The organism is Lentzea cavernae (assembly GCF_014653695.1).
Lineage (GTDB): Bacteria > Actinomycetota > Actinomycetes > Mycobacteriales > Pseudonocardiaceae > Lentzea > Lentzea cavernae.
The window spans coordinates 22,310-38,049 of the sequence record NZ_BNAR01000010.1 but is presented as its reverse complement, the minus strand read 5'-3'; the positions used below and the strand labels follow the sequence as shown (position 1 = coordinate 38,049).

Below are 15,740 nucleotides of genomic sequence, written 5' to 3'. Positions count from 1 at the left end.
CTAGAAGTAGGTACGGATCAGGTCGACCACGGTCGTGCCCCGCACGACCGGGATGAGCTGCCACTTGTCGAACACCGTGCACGGGTGGGACAGGCCGAGGCCGATCCAGTCGCCGACGCGGACGGTGGCCTCCGGGCCGAGCCGCAGGAACGCGTGCTGGTCGTTGAGCGCGGTGATCTCGGCCTGCGCGAGCGGGGCGATCGCGCCGTCGCCGCGGCGCACCAGCTGCGGTTCGGGCAGACCCTCGTCGAACGACGCGTCGCGCTTGCCGATCGTGAGCAACGCCAGGTCGCGCTGCGGGCGCGACGTGACCTGGGCCCACGCCTTGAGCGCCGGCTTGAACGGCTCCACACCGTCGATTCGCGCGAACGGCGAGATCCCGCGGTAGAAACCGTCGTCGTGCGTGATGTACGCACCGCTGCGCAGCACCGGCGTCACCGGCATCGGCCAGGGCTGGGACAGCGTCGCCGCCACCTGGTCGAAGTAGGCGCTGCCGCCGGCCGTGACGATCACCGAGTCCAGCTCGTCGAGCAGCCCGCCGTCGGCCAGACGCAGCACGAGCGTGCGCAGGTCGGTCAGGTAACCGTCCACAACGGACTTGGACGAGTCGGACGCGTCGTGCGCCAGCGCGCCCTCGTAACCGCCGGCGCCCACGAGCCGCAGCACCGGGCTCTGGTCCACGGCGCGTGCGACGGCCAGCGCCGTCTCCAGGTCACGCGCGCCGGTCCGGCCGCCGGGGGCGCCGAGCTCGACGATCACGTCGACCGGCCGTGAGGGCTGGAGCTCCTGCAGCGTCTCGCTCATCAGCGCGACCCCGGCCTCGGAGTCGGCCCAGCAGCTGAACTCGAAGCCCGGATCGCCGTCCAGTTCGCGGACGAGCCAGCGCAGCGCGGCGGGGTCGAGCAGCTGGTTGGCCAGCAGGATCCGCGAGACGCCGAACGCGCGGTAGACCCGCAGTTGCGACGCGTTGGCCGCGGTGAGGCCCCAGACGCCGTGCTCGACCTGCCGCTGGAAGAGCTGCGGCGCCATCGTCGTCTTGCCGTGCGGGGCCAGCTTGACGCCGTGGTTGTCGCACCACTTGGCCATCGTTGTCAGGTTGTGCGACAACGCGTCCGCGTCCAGCACGACGAGCGGCCCGACGAACTCGTCGGCGAACAGGTCGAGGCGCCGGTCGGCCACCTCGCCGATGGTCGCCCCGAACGTGCTCGACGGCAGGCCCTTGAAGCGCCAGCTCACCTGTTCCGACCTGATGTCCGCGACGGCCGAGAGGTCCATCTCCATCAGATGTTGCATATTTTGCAACTCCCATTGCGCGATGTGATGCTGAGTTGTGTAGCATTCGGTCTCGCCGCCGTCAACGAACACCTCTGGAGCGCGCATGCGGTTCGATCACGTCGGCGGTGTCGTGTGTCTCGGCGAGACCATGGTGATGATGGTTCCGGCTGAACCCGGTCCCGTGCATCTGGTGCGAACCTGGCACAGGGCCGTCGGTGGCGCAGAGTCCAACGTCGCCGTGCACCTCACGCGCCTCGGCGTGCGGTCGTCCTGGGTCAGCGCCGTCGGCGACGACTCGTTCGGGATTGCCGTGCTCGACACCGTCAGCGGCTTCGGCGTGGACGTGTCCGGGGTGCGGGTCGACCCGACCCGCCCGACCGGCCTCTACGTCAAGGAGGCCTCGCCGCACGGCAGCCCGGTGCGCTACTACCGGCGCGGGTCGGCCGCGTCGGGCATGGGCCTCGAGATGATCGACCGGCTCGGGCTCGGCGAGGTCGAGCTCGTGCACCTGAGCGGGATCACGCCCGCCCTGTCCGACTCGTGCCTCGCGATGATGCGCGAACTGCTGCGCCGGCCGCGGCACGGGTTCCGGATCTCGTTCGACCTGAACTGGCGGCCCGCGCTGTGGGCCGACCGCGACCCCCGCGTGCTGCGCGAGCTCGCCGACCTGGCGGACGTCGTGCTCGCGGGCTCCGACGAGGCCGAACTGGTGTGGGGGACGGGCGATCCGGCGCGGTTGCGGCAGCTGCTGCCCGGCCCGGCGTCGCTGGTGGTCAAGCAGGGCGCGGAGGGCGCGACGCTGCTGGAAGGCGGTTCGTCGTACTTCGAACCGGCGCTGAAGGTCGACGTCGTGGAACCTGTCGGTGCTGGTGACGCGTACGCGGCGGGCTTCCTCGCGGCTACCTTGGTGGGGGAGAGCCCGTCGGTGCGGCTGCGCGCCGGGCACCTGCAGGCGGCGTCCGCTTTGCTCACCGCGGAGGACGTCGGAGATCCTTTGCCGGACGACGTGACGGATCCGCTGCTGCGCGCCGACCCGCAGACCTGGGCGTCCGCCCGCCTGGAGGTGTAGATGAGCCAGAGTCTCGACAGAGCGCTCACACTCGTGAGCCAGCTCGCGACGGGACCGAAGACGCTGGACGAGCTGTCCGGCGTGATCGGCGTGCACAAGTCGACGACGCTGCGGCTGCTGCGCACCCTGGAGTCGCACCGGTTCGTGCAGCGCGACGGCGTGCACCACTACCGCCTCGGCACCGCCCTGTTCGACCTCGCGAACCTCGCCCTCGAGGAACGCGACGTCCGCCGCGCCGCCGAGCCCGCGTTGCGCGAGCTCAACTCCCGCCTCGGCCACACCGTCCACCTCGCGTCCTACGAGGACGGTGAGGTGATCTACATCGACAAGTACGAGTCCAGGCACCAGATGCGCATGTACTCGCGCATCGGCCGCCGCGCCCCGTTGCACTGCACCGCCGTGGCGAAGATCCTGCTGGCCGACCTGGCCGCGCCCGCGTTGCAGAAGGTGCTGGCCGGCATGGAGTTCCCGAAGCTGACCGAGAACACCATCCTGGGGCCCGCCGCGTACCTCGCCGAGCTGGAACGCGTGCGCGCCAACGGGTACGCCGTCGACAACTCCGAGCACGAGGACTTCATCCACTGCATCGCCGCCCCGATCAGGGGCGCCCGCGGCGAGGTGCTCGCGGCCGTCTCCATGTCCGTGCCGAAGGTGCTGCTCGACTACGACGGCCTGCTGTCGCACCTGCCGGACCTGCTCGCCACCGCCGAGGCCGCGTCGGTCGAATGCGGTCATGTTCCGAAGTGAAGGGAAGATCCGTTGTCCAAGGTAGAGATCAAGACCGCTGACGCTCCGCAGCCGGTGGCCCGCTTCTCGCAGGGTGTGCGCAAGGGCAACATCCTGCAGGTGGCCGGCCAGGTCGCGTTCGACCCGTCCTCGGGCGAGATCGTCGGCACCACCGTGGCCGAGCAGACGCGCCAGACGTTCGCGAACCTGCACGCCGTCCTCGCCGCCGGTGGCGCGTCCATCGACGACGTCGTCATGATCCGCGTCTACCTCACCGACACCGCGCACTTCGCGGAGCTGAACGAGGTGTACGGCGAGTTCGTCACCGACCCGGCGCCCGCGCGCACCACGGTGTACGTGGGGCTGCCGGCCGGGCTGCTGGTGGAGATCGACGCGCTCGCCGTCGTCGACTGATCTACCGTGCTGCGGGGCGCGCCCAACTCGGGTGCGCCCCGTTCGGCGTTTCTGGGGGAAGCGTGATTTCGGAGAGACCGAACAGACCGATGAGGGCGCACCTCGTGTCAGCGCGGCCGCGCGAGGCCGCGCTGCCCCGGAGTCTCGCCCGCATCGCGGCGGATGGCTGGGCGCGGGACGAGTCGGGTGCCTGTTTGCTGAGCGCCATGCGCTTGGGACCGGCCGGTCCGATCGACGATCTCATCGGCTACGAGGCCAGGGTGAACGGCTGGGGCATCCCGCACCACGACGACGTGGGTGTGTTGATCGAGTGGTCCACCCGGTACGCGCGCGAGTGCCTCCGCAGGGCGGATCGGGAGGTGAAGGCGTTGTTCACGTTCTCCGAACCGCACGACGACGTTCCGCGGACCGCTCGAGTCACGTTCTGGGCCGAGCACCCGGGAAACCTCCCGTACTCGGCGGACTTCCTGGAGTGGGACACGCCCGCGATGGTGCTCAGCAACGAACCGGTGACCTTCCTCTACCCGTGCGACGACATCCAGCAGGAACTGATGGAGGAGATGGCCGGGGTGATGGTGGCCGAACTGGGGCTGGGCGCGGCGGAGGCCGTGACTCGGGTGAACGCCTTCTGGCACGACCACCGCCGACTGCTCCACAGCGGATTGGCCGATCACCAGGACGCGCGCTACTGGGCCAGGACGGCCTGCCACACCGAAGTCGGCGACCTGGAGGAAACGTGACGCACTACCCGGACCTGTCGCCGTACGAGTACTCGGAGTCGCGGGTGCCGATGGTGAACGTCGGCTGGCTCGGCCCTCCGCACGACTTCCCGACCGGCCCCGCGCCCGACGGTCTGGCCGAGGCGTTGTGGCGCATGGGCAAACGGCCCCGGAACAGGATGCGCGGCTTCCACGTCTGCGAGTTCTGCGACGGCCGGCGGGAGTTCGGCGACCTCCCCCTCGCGAACGGTGAGATCCACGTCGACGCGGACGGCGTCCGGTACTCGGCGCCCGTGCTGGTGGGCCACTACGTGCGCGATCACCACTACCTGCCGCCGCGGGTGTTCGTGGACGCCGTGCTGGAGCACGACCTCAAGGGGCGGAGGTCGACCCGGCGGGTGCTCAGGGCGGCCGGGTGGGAGCAGGGCCGATCGGTGGACACGTCCGCCTGGCGCCGCGCCTTTCCCGGGCTCGGCTGGCACGACGCCGCCGAGGAGTTCCTGGCGGAGTTCGGCGGGCTGACGGTGCGCGGACGCGAGGTGGTCGACCTCGACCCGATGCGCTGCACGGGGGCGGCGGATCGGTTCGTGCAGTGGCACAAGACCTTCCGCGAGGCTTTTCCCGTCGGTGTGACCGGTGACCACTTCCTCGCCGTCGACTCGCTCGGTGAGGTGCGCGCCTTCTCGGATCACGGCATCAGGCGGATCGGCCCGGGGAGTGCGGCGCTGCTGCTGCTGAGCGAGGGCGCGCATCTGCACGACTCCGACGACTGAGCTGTTCGTCGCAACGGCGGTCCGGAGTCTCAGCGAGGCGCCGGGCCGCCGCGGGCGTTGTGACACCATCCGCGCATGAAGTGGTACGCGGACAGACCTGTCAGGTTCACGCGTCAGCTGATCGCCGATCTCCTCGCCGTCGGCTGGGTCGCGCTCTGGATCTGGGTGGCGACCACCGTCCACGACTGGGTGCTCGAGCTGCGGGCGCCGGGGGACGGACTGGTCAACGCGGGTGGCAGCATCCGCGACGCCTTCACCAACGCCGCGGGCAAGGCGCGGGGCGTGCCCTTCGTGGGCGAGGACCTCGCGGGGGCGCTCGGCAACGGCAGCAAGGCCGGCGAGACGCTCACCAGCGCGGGCAACGCGCAGATCGGCGTGGTGGAGGACTCCGCGTTCTGGCTGGCGGCGGCACTGGTGGTCGTGCCGGTGCTGTTCCTGCTCATCACCTGGCTGCCGCTGCGGCTCCGGTACGCGCGCAAGGCCGCGAACACCGCCCGTCTGCGCGACAAGCCGGATCTGCTCGCCCTGAGAGCGCTCACATCGTTGTCGCCGCGGGAGCTCGGCAAGTTCGACGGCGACCCCGCGGTGGCGTGGCGGACGGGGGACACGGACGTGATCGACGAGCTGGCACGGCGTCAGCTGGCCTCGGTGGGGGTGCGGGCATGATCGTCCTCGCAGTGATCTCCGCCGTGGTCGCGATGTGCGCGGTGGCCGTGTCGTTGTGGCAGGCCCGCGAGGCCAAGCGCGCCCAGGACGCCGCGAAGCAGTCGGCCGAGGCCGCCGCCAGGGCACAGGAGGAGGCGCAGGCCGCGCGCAAGGCCGTCGAGCAGGCCACGGGCAGCGCCTTCCAGGCGAGGACGTCGGCCGAGGAGGCCAAGAAGTCCGCCGGGAAGGCGGAGGAGGCCGTCGGCAGGGCGGCGGAGGCGGCCACGGCGTCGCGGGTGCTCGCCGACGAGGCGCAGCTCGTCGCCCAGCAGGTGACGGCACAGGTCAACGAGATGGTCGAGGTCCTCGCCTCGCAACGCAGCCGCGTCGGCATGCCGACGTTCGCGATCACGCCCGGCGCGCCCGACGAGTTCCGGCTCAGCTACTTCGGCGGGCCCGCCGTCATCGAGCAGCTCACGGTGTCCGTGGTGCCGGGCAGCCGGGTGCTCGGGCTGTCGCAGTACGACGAGCCGCCGGTCGAGCACATCGAGGTGGGGCCCCTGTACAACGGCTCCGCGATCACGTTCCGCGCGGCCACCGGGCAACGCGCGAGCGCGGTGTTCCAGGTGAAGGCGGAGCCGTGGGAACCGGTCGTGGTCCGCGCCGAGTGACGCCGGCCCGCGCGAACAGGCCGGCGTCGCGGAGGTCAGTAGACGGGACCCGTGAACTTCTCGCCAGGCCCCTGGCCCGGCTCGTCCGGCACGGCCGAGGCCTCGCGGAACGCGCGCTGCACCGACTGCAGGCCGTCCTTCAACGGCGCCGCGTGCGGGCCGAGGTACTCGGAGGTCGCCGTGACCAGGCCGGCGAGGCCGGTGATCAGGCGGCGGGCCTCGTCGAGGTCGCGGCGCGGCGAGTTGTCGGGGTCCGGGTCTGCGAGGCCCAGGCGCTCCGCGGAGGCGGACAGCAGCATCACCGCGGCCCGGCTGATCACCTCGATGCTGGGGACGTCGCCCAGGTCGCGGATGTCGTCTTCAAGCGGATCGGTCACGCCCACATTGAAGCAAGCGCCCTGGCAGGACCCACGTCACAGGCCGCGATTCGGGGGTTGTCAAGAGCGTCTGCTAGTATTTCCGACGCGACCAGCTCTCGTGAGTGCGAGAGCGGCAAGTGGAGCCCCGCTCCCACCCGCGATCACCGCTTCTTGAGGTGGCCGGGTCCGGTCCATCGGATCGCCGGCACACGGGTGCCAGCAGGTCGGGTGTGAGATCGGTTGGAAGCGGGCCCTGTTGTCGACATTCGACGACGGGGCTCTTGTCTTTGGCGCAACCGAGTCTCAAAGGACGTGAATGACAAGTCCCTCGAACCGCGGTGCACCCGTCAGCACCGAGCCGCGCATCAACGACCGCATTCGGGTGCCGGAAGTTCGTCTGGTCGGGCCGAATGGTGAGCAGGTCGGGATCGTTCGCATCGAGGACGCGCTCCGACTCGCGCAGGAAGCGGATCTCGACCTCGTCGAGGTCGCCGCTCAGGCTCGCCCGCCGGTCTGCAAGCTCATGGACTACGGCAAGTTCAAGTACGAGACCGCGCAGAAGGCTCGCGAGTCGCGTCGGAACCAGCAGCTGACGGTCATCAAGGAGCAGAAGCTCCGCCCGAAGATCGACCCGCACGACTACCAGACGAAGAAGGGCCACGTGGCCCGCTTCCTCTCGCACGGGAACAAGGTCAAGGTGACCATCATGTTCCGCGGTCGCGAGCAGTCGCGCCCCGAGCTCGGCTACAGGCTTTTGCAGAAGCTGGCGGAGGACGTCGCGGAGCTGGGCTTCGTCGAGTCGAACCCGAAGCAGGACGGCCGCAACATGATCATGGTGTTGGCGCCGCACAAGAACATCAAGCCGCGCGTGGTCAAGCACGACGACGACGCGACCGAGGCGGACGAGACCGCTTCGGAAGAGGCGTAGGACGCACGCCCGCCCCCGACTCCGGTGGGTAGCACGAGACGAGGACGGAAATGCCGAAGAACAAGACGCACAGCGGGACCTCGAAGCGCTTCAAGGTCACCGGCAGCGGCAAGATCCTCCGGGAGAAGGCCGGCAAGCGCCACATCCTGGAGAAGAAGTCCAGCAAGGTGACGCGTCGCATGAGCGGCACCGCGGTCGTGTCGGAGAACGACGCCCCGCGCATCAAGAAGCTGCTCGGTCTCTGACCCGCTTCGACACCCCCTAGCTAACTCGGGAAACCGGCCCCCGACGCCGGTTTCCCCATGAGATCGACAGGATGTACCCGTGGCACGCGTCAAGCGGGCTGTAAACGCCCAGAAGAAGCGTCGTACCGTTCTCGAGCTCGCCAGCGGTTACCGCGGCCAGCGCTCGAGGCTGTACCGCAAGGCCAAGGAGCAGGTGCTCCACTCGCTCAACTACGCGTACCGCGACCGCCGTGCGCGCAAGGGCGACTTCCGCAAGCTGTGGATCCAGCGCATCAACGCCGCGTCCCGTGCGAACGGCATGACCTACAACCGCCTCATCCAGGGCCTGCGCCTGGGCGGTGTCGAGGTCGACCGCAAGATCCTCGCGGACCTCGCCGTCCACGACGCCACCGCCTTCACGGCGCTCGTCGAGATCGCCCGCAAGGCGCTCCCGGCCGACGTGAACGCTCCGGCCGGGGACCAGGCCTGAGCCAGCACGCTCGCGAGCACAACCGACCCGAGGCAGCTCCGTTCACCGAACGGACGCCTCGGGTCGTTGCTGCTCGCCACCTGACCCGCCGCCAGGGCCGTGACAAGGCCGGTCGCTTCCTCGTCGAGGGCGCCCAGGCCGTGCGCGAGGCACTCGCCTGGAAGTCCGGCGAGGTGCACGAGCTCTTCGTCACGGCGACGGCCGCGCAGCGCAACGCCGAACTGCTCCAGACCGCCTCGAACCAGGGCGTCCGGATCAGCGAGGTCGACGACAAGGCCGCCGCCTCCCTGTCGGAAACCGTGACGCCCCAAGGGCTCGTCGCGGTCTGCGACGTCGTGCCGCAGCCTCTCGAAGCCGCACTGCGGGGCACCCCGCGTCTCGTCGCCGTGCTCCACGGCGTCTCCGACCCGGGCAACGCGGGCACCGTCACGCGCGTGGCCGACGCGGCCGGAGCCGACGCGGTGATCTTCGCGGGCGACACGGTCGACCCGCACAACGGCAAGTGCGTGCGCGCCTCCACCGGCTCGCTCTTCCACCTGCCGATCGTCCGGTCCCGCGACGCGGACGAGGTCTTCGCCGCGTGCCGCCGGGCTGGCCTGAGGCTGGTCGCCGCCGACGGGTACGCGAAGCAGGACCTGGTCGAGGCGTCGGCGAACGGTGAACTCGCCCAGCCCACCGCGTGGGTGTTCGGCAGCGAGGCGCACGGCCTGCCCGACGACGTCGTCGCGAAGCTGGACACCTCGCTGAAGGTGCCGCTGTACGGCGCCGCCGAGAGCCTGAACCTCGCGACGGCCGCCGCGGTGTGCCTCTACGCCTCCGCCAGGGACCAGCGGAATTGAGCTGACGGGTCACGGGCGCGCGGCTATCGTGCGCCCGTGCGCGAACCCGAGATCGACCTCCTCTGCTCCCAGCTCGCCTCCTACTACGTCTTCCCGGACACCGCGAACGAGATCGCGAAGGTCCTCCGCGTCCGCCTGGACGAGGGCGCTTACTCCGATGTGGACGATGACGAGGAGTTCGCGGCCGAGGTGACCGCGGACCTGCAGTCGGTCAACGGCGACAAGCACCTCCGCCTGCTCTTCAGCGCGGAGGAGGTCCCCGAGACCGGCCAGGAGTCGGCCTGGGACCCGGTGGCGTACAAGAAGGAAGCCGAGCTCGACGCGTTCGGCATCCACAAGGTCGAACGGCTCGAAGGCAACGTCGGCCTGCTCGACCTCCGCCTGCTGCACGACGCCGAGATCGCGACGCCGGCCTACGTCGCCGCGATGAACCTCATCGCGCACACCGACGCGTTGATCATCGACCTGCGCAACAACCGCGGCGGTGACCCGCACACCGTCGCGTTGGTCTGCAGCTACCTGTTCGACGAACCGGTGCACCTCAACGACATCTACAACCGCCCGAAGGACTCCACCACGCAGTTCTGGACGCTCCCGCACGTGCCGGGCCCGAAGTTCGGCGGCGAGAAGCCCGTCTACGTCCTCACGAGCAGCCGCACGTTCTCCGGCGCCGAGGAACTGAGCTACAACCTCCAGCAGACCGAGCGCGCGACGCTCATCGGCGAGACCACCAAGGGCGGCGCCCACCCCGGCGACCGCTACCGGGTCGGCCCGCACCTCAAGTCGTCGATCCCGAACGGCCGGGCCATCAACCCGATCTCTGGCACCAACTGGGAGGGCGTCGGCGTCGTCCCGCACATCCAGGTGCCGGAGGACGAGGCCTTCGAGGTGGCCTACGAGAAGGCCACCTCGAAGGCAAACGGCTAATCCAGCCGAGCCGTCAGTTCGCGCACGAGCGGATCGGTGCCAGAAGGCTTGTTCTGGCGCCGCAACGCCTCCGACAACATCGAGAGCACGTTGCCGACCTGCTGGTCGTCGGGCAGCAGGGATGCCGCCCGGCGCGCCTCGGCCTCCGCGCCCTCGGCGTCGTCGGCGTTGAGCAGCATGTTCGCCGACTTCAGCACGACGAACACCCGCCAGCCCTCGTCGCCCAGCGACACCACCAGTTCCTCGGCGTCGCGGTACTGCTTCATCGCCAGCGCGAACTCGCCGACCTGGCCGTGCACCCACGCGCGGATCGCGGCGATCTCGGCCTGCCGCCGCGTGATCTCCCGCGGGTCTTCCAGTTGCGGCAGCAGGGCTTCGGCCTCGTCCACGGCGGCGCGCGTCTCCACGACCTCGTCGTCGGGCAGGCTCGACGCCAGCTCGACCAGCGAGCCGATCGCCTCGGAGAGGTTGCCCTCCTGCAGCCACAACGCGGCACCGGCACGCCACGACGCCATCGCCTCGTCGTGCTTGTCCAGCTGGCCCTGCACCGACGCGAGCGCGTCGAGCAGGAACGCCCGGCGCCCGTTCTCCTCGGGCGGCAGCAGGTCGGCGGCCTCGCGCAGGTACCGCTCGGCCGCCGGGAGCTCGCCCAGCTTGCGGCACACCTGCCCGAGCCGGAACACGACCTGCAGCCGCAGGTCCTCCTGCCCGTCCTGCAGCAGCCGCAACGACTCCTCGAGCACCTCGGCGGCCTCGACGAACCGGTCCGTCTGCACGTAACCGCCGCTCAGCGCGAAGCAGAAGTGCGCGGTGTGACCGGGGGACAGGTGCACGCGCGAGATCGCCACGGCCTCACGCAGATCGCCCAGGCTGGCGCCCTCCTGGTCCAGCTCCTGGATCGCCGCGACCTGGAACCAGCGCGCCTCGGCCGATTCCGGCAGCGGGAACGCAGCCACGAACGCGCGTGCCGTCGCCACCGCCTCGGGAACCTTGCGCATCACCGTCTCGAGCCGCAACCGCAGCCGGTAGCCCTCGAACCGGGCGTTCGGCCGCAGGTCACCCGCCATGGCGGCGAGGACGTCCGCGTACGCGCCTTCGAGGTCCTGCTGCCGCGCCTTGTGCTCCGCCGAGTCCACGGCGACGCGGCCGCGCAGCTCCGGGACGTCCAAAGAGGACGCGAGCGCGAGCATCTCGTCGGCCCGCTCGTGCGCGTGCTCACCGTCGAGCAGTTCGGCCAGCGACAACGCCGCGACCGTCCGCGTGTAGTCGGAGGTCGCCTCGGCGAGGCACTTCTCCGCGAGCTCCCGGCCGCCTTCGAGGCCCATCGCGAGCCGGGCCTGGTAGCGCAGCGCGAGGTCGGCGGGCAGCGCGGTCAGCAGCTGCTCGAAGGCCTCGGGGTCGAACGGGACCAGCCCGGTCGTCATCCGCCGGATGCCCGCGTGCGCCGCGAGATCGGGCGGCAGCAACGAGTCCATGTCCGCGGGCAGCGAGTCGAGCATCCGCCGCGCCTTCACGAAGTCGCCCTGGTCGTACAGCGCCACCATCGACTCGGCGATCTCCACCGGGTCGCTGGACACGACGGACTCCTCGGCGGGCGCGGCCACCGGCGCGGACGGCACGGCCAGTTCGACGGCCGGGTAGTCCTCCTGCTCCAGCGACTTCGTGATCCGCTCGGTCCACGTCGGCGTGCCGTTGCGCTCGTCGAACTGCCTCGCCAGCTGCAACGCCCGCTTCGACAGCCGGTCGAGCAGCTCGGCGGCGGTCCGCGTGCCGACCGCGGGCACCTCGAACACCGCGTCGGCGGGAAGGCGCCGCAACAGCACGGAAGCGCACTCCGCGAACGACATCTCGTCGGCCGGCAGCTGCACGCCCGTCACCTTGTGCAGCGACCGGCGCAGGATCTCCTCGCCGCGCTCCAGGTTCCCCGTCAGGGCGCAGAACCGGATGTGCTCGTGCACGTACGAGGTGATCTCGTCGTCCTTGATCAACCGGTACGCCGTGGTGTGCGCGTGCGCGGCCTTCTCGAGCTCGCCGATCTCCAGCAACGGCCACAGCAGCGCGGACAGGATGCCCTGCGGCTGGGTGGCGCAGCCGGTCTGGCCCGCCAGGCCCTCCCAGCCGTGGGCCGCGGCCTCCTGGTGGCGGCCGAGGCGCGCCAGCATCCCGACCTGCTCCTCGACCACGCAGGCCTCGCAGTCCGCCATCGGCCCGCGTTCCGTTGCGAGATAACGCCCGAGGTGCTCGGCGAGGCCCGTCAGGTCACCCACGTGGTAGGCGTACTCTGCGCGGGCGCCGTGCACCGGCTGCACCGAGAAGCCGAGCCTGGCGTAGCGGTCCGCGAGCTGCCCGATGACGGCCTGCAGCTGCTCCAGCGAGAACTTCGGGTCGCGCCGGAGTCCCGTGGCGATCCACTTGTGCGCCCAGTTCAGCGAGTGGACCTCGTACTCGTTGAACGCCTCGGGGTCCTTCTCCTCCGCGGCACGCACCCACGCGAACGGCGCGAGCATCAGGTCGTAGCGCGACAGGTAGTACGCCGAGTCGATCAGCGCCGTCCGGCACGAGACCCCGAGAGGCAGGTGCCCGAGCGCGTCGGACATGCGCGCGACCCGTTCCAGCGCCTCGTGCTTCGGCATCCCCGTCGGCATGTTGTACGCCTCGAGGAACGCCCGTTCCGCGTCTTCCGCGGTGAAGTCGGCCATGTTCACTTGCCCCCAACGGCACGGTCGAGAAGTTCCAGGAACGAGCGGTTCAGCGCCGCCGTGTCCTTCGGTCGCATCGCCCGCCGAGCCTGCAGGACGGCGTGCACGTAGAGAGATTCGAGCGTCAGCTCCACCAGCGCGGGGTCGGTCAGCCGCGCCAGCCGCTGCACGAGCGGGTTGCGGCAGTTGAGGACCAGCTGCTCGGGACGCGACGTCTCGGAACCCGCGGTCAGCTGCCCCAGCAGCTCCGCCCACAACGGGTCCGTGACCTCCTCCGCGGTCTGCTCGGTGTCGAGCTTGCGCTGCTGCTCGGCGTTGGTGATCAGCAACGCGGGCAGCGAGACGGGGTCGAAGTCGCGGATCACCGCGTCGCAGTCGTGCCGGTCCAGCGCGGCCGCGCCCTCGGAGAGCCGCAGCCGCAGCGCTTTCTCGACGTCCGGTTCGGGATCGGCCAGCGCCGCCAGCAGCTCCGTGGGCGCCACCCTGCGCGCGACGGACGGGCCGTCCAGCGCGCTGAGCCGGTTCAGCAGCTCCATGTCGTAGGCGTAGCCCGCGTTCACCAGGCCCAGGCCCTGCGCGGCGGCGACCGGCGCGAGCTGGTGGAACTCGTCGACGTCCGGGATGTAGAGGATCGCGCCGTGCTTGCGCTTGAACTGCCGCAACGGGATCGCGCCCTCGGTGGTCTCGAACGGCAGCCACCGCTCGACCAGCCGCAGCATCTCGTCGTCCGAGCGCGCCAGCGACTTGATGCCGAGGTGGTGCGCGGCCAGCAGCTCACCGGCGCGGCGCGGTTCGATCGCGTCCAGCCTGATCAGCCAGTCGCGGATCTGCTCGCCCAGCTCCTCGCGCACCGCCAGCAGCATCTCGTCCTGGTACAGCGACTCGCGCGACGCCGTCGGCCGGATCGCGGACGCGTCGACCACGCACCGCACGAAGTACGCCCAGTCCGGCAGCAGGCCCTCGACGTTGTCGCCGACCAGCATCCGCTTCAGGTACACGCGGTGCGTCTGGCGCGTTCCGGGGTGGACACCGGACGGCAGCACGAACGCGACACCGGTCAGTCCCGCCGCCTCGACCTCGATCGGGATCGCCTCGAACGGCGTGAACCCGAAGACCCGCTCGCAGTAGGCGGAGAGGTCCGCGTCCTCTCCGTCGTCCAGGCCGTCCCACGGGCGCACGCCGCGGGTGACCTGAGCGCCGTCCAGCGTCACGACGGCCGGCAGCAGATCGCCGTAGTCCACGACCAACGGGCGCACGACGTCCGCTTCGAGCCAGTGCTCGTTGCCGCGTGAGGCGGTCATGCTCACCGTCGTGCCGACCGGCACGTCACCGTCCACAACCGACACGGTGTAGTTGCCGGACGAATCGGCTTCCCACCGCACGGCCGGACCGCCGCGGGCGGACCGCGTGATCACCGTCACGGACGAGGCGACGAGGAAGCACGACAGCATGCCGACGCCGAACTGGCCGAGGAACCCCTCGCGGGCGAACCCCAGGTCGTCCCGCTTCGACGTGCGGCCGAGCGTGGACAGCAGCTCGTGGACCTCGGACTCGGTGAGCCCCACGCCGGTGTCGGTGATCGTCAGCGTGGACCCGCAGGTGATCGTGACGCCGGCGGAGCACGACGGGTCGAGCTCGCGCCTCGCCGTGATCGCGTCGACGGCGTTCTGCAGCAGTTCGCGCACGTAGACGCGCGGGCTGCTGTAGAGGTGGTGGCTGAGCAGGTCGATGATGCCGCGCAGGTCGACGCGGAAGGTGTGCGACATGATGCCGCCCATCCTAGGGACGACCACGGGCCCGGTGCCGCCCTTTAACGGAAGCGCTCCGAGCGGTCAACACGGCACCGACTAGGATCGGCCTGTTCATAGCCGAAGTCCGCGTGTGGATCAAAACCTGGGAGCTGTCCACCAACCATGTCCGGAGCCAACGACCCGTACGACCCGAAGCAGGTCGCGGCGCTGTCGGCCGAGAACCTCGACGCGGCCGTGCAGAAGGCGCGCGAGGCGTTCGCCGGAGCTGCCGACCTCGAGGCACTGGCCGCGGTCAAGCCCGGCCACCTCGGTGACCGGTCGCCCGTGCTGCTGGCCCGCCGCGAGATCGGCGCCCTGCCCCCCAAGGCCAAGGCCGAGGCCGGCAAGAGGGTGAACGAGGCGCAGTCCGCCATCAGGACCGCGTTCGACGAGCGCTTCGCCGTGCTCCAGGTCGAGCGCGACGAGCGCGTCCTGCGCGAGGAGTCCGTCGACGTCACGCTGCCCTGGGACCGCTTCCCGCGCGGCGCGCGCCACCCGATCACCACCCTCGCCGAGCGCATCGGCGACGTCTTCGTGGCCATGGGCTACGAGATCGCCGAGGGCCCCGAGCTCGAGACCGAGTGGTTCAACTTCGACGCGCTGAACTTCGGCAAGGACCACCCGGCCCGCTCGATGCAGGACACGTTCTACATCGCGCCGGGTGACTCGCAGCTGGTCCTGCGCACGCACACCTCGCCGGTGCAGGCACGCACGCTGCTGGAGCGCGAGCTGCCGGTGTACGTCGTGTGCCCCGGCCGCACGTTCCGCACCGACGAGCTCGACGCGACGCACACCCCGGTGTTCCACCAGGTCGAGGGCCTCGCGATCGACAAGGGCCTGACCATGGGCCACCTCAAGGGCACGCTCGACGCGTTCGCGCGCTCGATGTTCGGCGAGGACTCGAAGACCCGCCTGCGCCCCAGCTTCTTCCCCTTCACCGAGCCGTCGGCCGAGGTCGACGTGTGGTTCCCGGAGAAGAAGGGCGGCGCGGGCTGGGTCGAGTGGGGCGGCTGCGGCATGGTCAACCCCAACGTGCTGCGCGCCACCGGCGTCGACCCGGACGTCTACTCCGGTTTCGCGTTCGGCATGGGCCTGGAGCGCACGCTGCAGTTCCGCAACGGTCTCCCCGACATGCGCGACATGGTCGAGGGCGACGTCCGCTTCACCCAGCCATTCGGAACGGAGGCCTGAT

The 15,740-nt window shown here is 70.4% G+C and carries 17 protein-coding genes; 13 read left to right on the top strand and 4 right to left on the bottom strand.

Annotation, left to right across the window (positions count from 1 at the left end):
- The gene (locus tag IE307_RS29145; RefSeq protein ID WP_191302589.1) at positions 1–1,293 is read right to left on the bottom strand and encodes an amino acid deaminase; all 1,293 of its coding nucleotides are present in this window, start codon (positions 1,291–1,293) and stop codon (positions 1–3) included.
- An 85-nt stretch (positions 1,294–1,378) separates the two neighbouring features.
- Between IE307_RS29145 and IE307_RS29140 the strand changes: the two genes are divergently transcribed.
- The 7 genes from IE307_RS29140 (at position 1,379) to IE307_RS29110 (ending at position 6,292) form a co-directional block, all read left to right on the top strand.
- On the top strand, positions 1,379–2,344 hold the full coding sequence (locus IE307_RS29140) for a sugar kinase (protein ID WP_191302588.1): 966 nt from the start codon (positions 1,379–1,381) through the stop codon (positions 2,342–2,344).
- On the top strand, positions 2,345–3,091 hold the full coding sequence (locus tag IE307_RS29135) for an IclR family transcriptional regulator (RefSeq protein WP_191302587.1): 747 nt from the start codon (positions 2,345–2,347) through the stop codon (positions 3,089–3,091). It abuts the gene before it with no gap.
- Positions 3,092–3,103: 12 nt separating this feature from the next.
- A complete protein-coding gene (locus tag IE307_RS29130) occupies positions 3,104–3,484 on the top strand; it encodes a RidA family protein (RefSeq protein WP_089923748.1) in 381 nt (126 codons plus the stop codon).
- A gap of 89 nt (positions 3,485–3,573) precedes the next feature.
- Positions 3,574–4,224, top strand: a complete 651-nt coding sequence (locus IE307_RS29125; protein WP_229905172.1) for a hypothetical protein — start codon at positions 3,574–3,576, stop codon at positions 4,222–4,224.
- Positions 4,221–4,976, top strand: coding sequence for a DUF7919 family protein (locus IE307_RS29120; RefSeq protein ID WP_191302585.1), 756 nt, complete (start codon positions 4,221–4,223; stop codon positions 4,974–4,976). The genes IE307_RS29125 and IE307_RS29120 overlap by 4 nt, the downstream gene beginning before the upstream one ends.
- Before the next feature lie 75 nt (positions 4,977–5,051).
- Complete coding sequence (locus tag IE307_RS29115; RefSeq protein ID WP_191302584.1) at positions 5,052–5,642, top strand: hypothetical protein; 591 nt, start codon at positions 5,052–5,054, stop codon at positions 5,640–5,642.
- A complete protein-coding gene (locus tag IE307_RS29110) occupies positions 5,639–6,292 on the top strand; it encodes a hypothetical protein (protein WP_191302583.1) in 654 nt (217 codons plus the stop codon). Before IE307_RS29115 ends, IE307_RS29110 begins: the two co-directional genes overlap by 4 nt.
- Before the next feature lie 35 nt (positions 6,293–6,327).
- Here the strand turns inward: IE307_RS29110 and IE307_RS29105 are convergent, their stop codons facing one another.
- The gene (locus tag IE307_RS29105; RefSeq protein ID WP_090096082.1) at positions 6,328–6,669 is read right to left on the bottom strand and encodes a DUF1844 domain-containing protein; all 342 of its coding nucleotides are present in this window, start codon (positions 6,667–6,669) and stop codon (positions 6,328–6,330) included.
- Positions 6,670–6,967: 298 nt separating this feature from the next.
- On the opposite strand from IE307_RS29105, the gene infC reads away from it, so the two are divergent.
- The 5 genes from infC (at position 6,968) to IE307_RS29080 (ending at position 10,059) form a co-directional block, all read left to right on the top strand.
- On the top strand, positions 6,968–7,579 hold the full coding sequence (gene infC / locus IE307_RS29100) for a translation initiation factor IF-3 (protein WP_191302582.1): 612 nt from the start codon (positions 6,968–6,970) through the stop codon (positions 7,577–7,579).
- A 50-nt stretch (positions 7,580–7,629) separates the two neighbouring features.
- Entirely contained in the window at positions 7,630–7,824 is a 195-nt protein-coding gene (rpmI, locus tag IE307_RS29095) for a 50S ribosomal protein L35 (RefSeq protein ID WP_086663968.1), read from the top strand.
- A gap of 79 nt (positions 7,825–7,903) precedes the next feature.
- On the top strand, positions 7,904–8,293 hold the full coding sequence (gene rplT / locus IE307_RS29090) for a 50S ribosomal protein L20 (RefSeq protein WP_090067920.1): 390 nt from the start codon (positions 7,904–7,906) through the stop codon (positions 8,291–8,293).
- The gene (locus tag IE307_RS29085) at positions 8,290–9,132 is read left to right on the top strand and encodes a TrmH family RNA methyltransferase (protein ID WP_191302813.1); all 843 of its coding nucleotides are present in this window, start codon (positions 8,290–8,292) and stop codon (positions 9,130–9,132) included. The genes rplT and IE307_RS29085 overlap by 4 nt, the downstream gene beginning before the upstream one ends.
- A gap of 36 nt (positions 9,133–9,168) precedes the next feature.
- Positions 9,169–10,059, top strand: a complete 891-nt coding sequence (locus IE307_RS29080) for a S41 family peptidase (RefSeq protein WP_191302581.1) — start codon at positions 9,169–9,171, stop codon at positions 10,057–10,059.
- Here IE307_RS29080 and IE307_RS29075 read toward each other — a convergent pair.
- Together IE307_RS29075 and IE307_RS29070 are read right to left on the bottom strand one after the other, a co-directional pair.
- On the bottom strand, positions 10,056–12,758 hold the full coding sequence (locus tag IE307_RS29075; RefSeq protein WP_191302580.1) for a tetratricopeptide repeat protein: 2,703 nt from the start codon (positions 12,756–12,758) through the stop codon (positions 10,056–10,058). The genes IE307_RS29080 and IE307_RS29075 overlap by 4 nt on opposite strands.
- Before the next feature lie 2 nt (positions 12,759–12,760).
- Positions 12,761–14,524 carry an HSP90 family protein gene (locus tag IE307_RS29070; protein ID WP_191302579.1) on the bottom strand — a complete coding sequence of 588 codons (1,764 nt, stop codon included), beginning with the start codon at positions 14,522–14,524 and terminating at the stop codon, positions 12,761–12,763.
- Positions 14,525–14,671: 147 nt separating this feature from the next.
- Here IE307_RS29070 and pheS point away from each other — a divergent pair, with 147 nt between their 5' ends.
- Entirely contained in the window at positions 14,672–15,739 is a 1,068-nt protein-coding gene (pheS, locus tag IE307_RS29065; RefSeq protein ID WP_191302578.1) for a phenylalanine--tRNA ligase subunit alpha, read from the top strand.
- Position 15,740: the final 1 nt, after the last annotated feature.

Coding starts and splice junctions, on each gene's coding strand:
- IE307_RS29070 (WP_191302579.1), bottom strand. CDS start 14,524: ATGTCGCACACCTTCCGCGTCGACCTGCGCGGCATCATCGACCTGCTC.
- infC (WP_191302582.1), top strand. CDS start 6,968: ATGACAAGTCCCTCGAACCGCGGTGCACCCGTCAGCACCGAGCCGCGC.
- IE307_RS29115 (WP_191302584.1), top strand. CDS start 5,052: ATGAAGTGGTACGCGGACAGACCTGTCAGGTTCACGCGTCAGCTGATC.
- IE307_RS29075 (WP_191302580.1), bottom strand. CDS start 12,758: ATGGCCGACTTCACCGCGGAAGACGCGGAACGGGCGTTCCTCGAGGCG.
- IE307_RS29145 (WP_191302589.1), bottom strand. CDS start 1,293: ATGCAACATCTGATGGAGATGGACCTCTCGGCCGTCGCGGACATCAGG.
- IE307_RS29135 (WP_191302587.1), top strand. CDS start 2,345: ATGAGCCAGAGTCTCGACAGAGCGCTCACACTCGTGAGCCAGCTCGCG.
- IE307_RS29140 (WP_191302588.1), top strand. CDS start 1,379: ATGCGGTTCGATCACGTCGGCGGTGTCGTGTGTCTCGGCGAGACCATG.
- IE307_RS29110 (WP_191302583.1), top strand. CDS start 5,639: ATGATCGTCCTCGCAGTGATCTCCGCCGTGGTCGCGATGTGCGCGGTG.
- pheS (WP_191302578.1), top strand. CDS start 14,672: ATGTCCGGAGCCAACGACCCGTACGACCCGAAGCAGGTCGCGGCGCTG.
- IE307_RS29125 (WP_229905172.1), top strand. CDS start 3,574: ATGAGGGCGCACCTCGTGTCAGCGCGGCCGCGCGAGGCCGCGCTGCCC.
- rpmI (WP_086663968.1), top strand. CDS start 7,630: ATGCCGAAGAACAAGACGCACAGCGGGACCTCGAAGCGCTTCAAGGTC.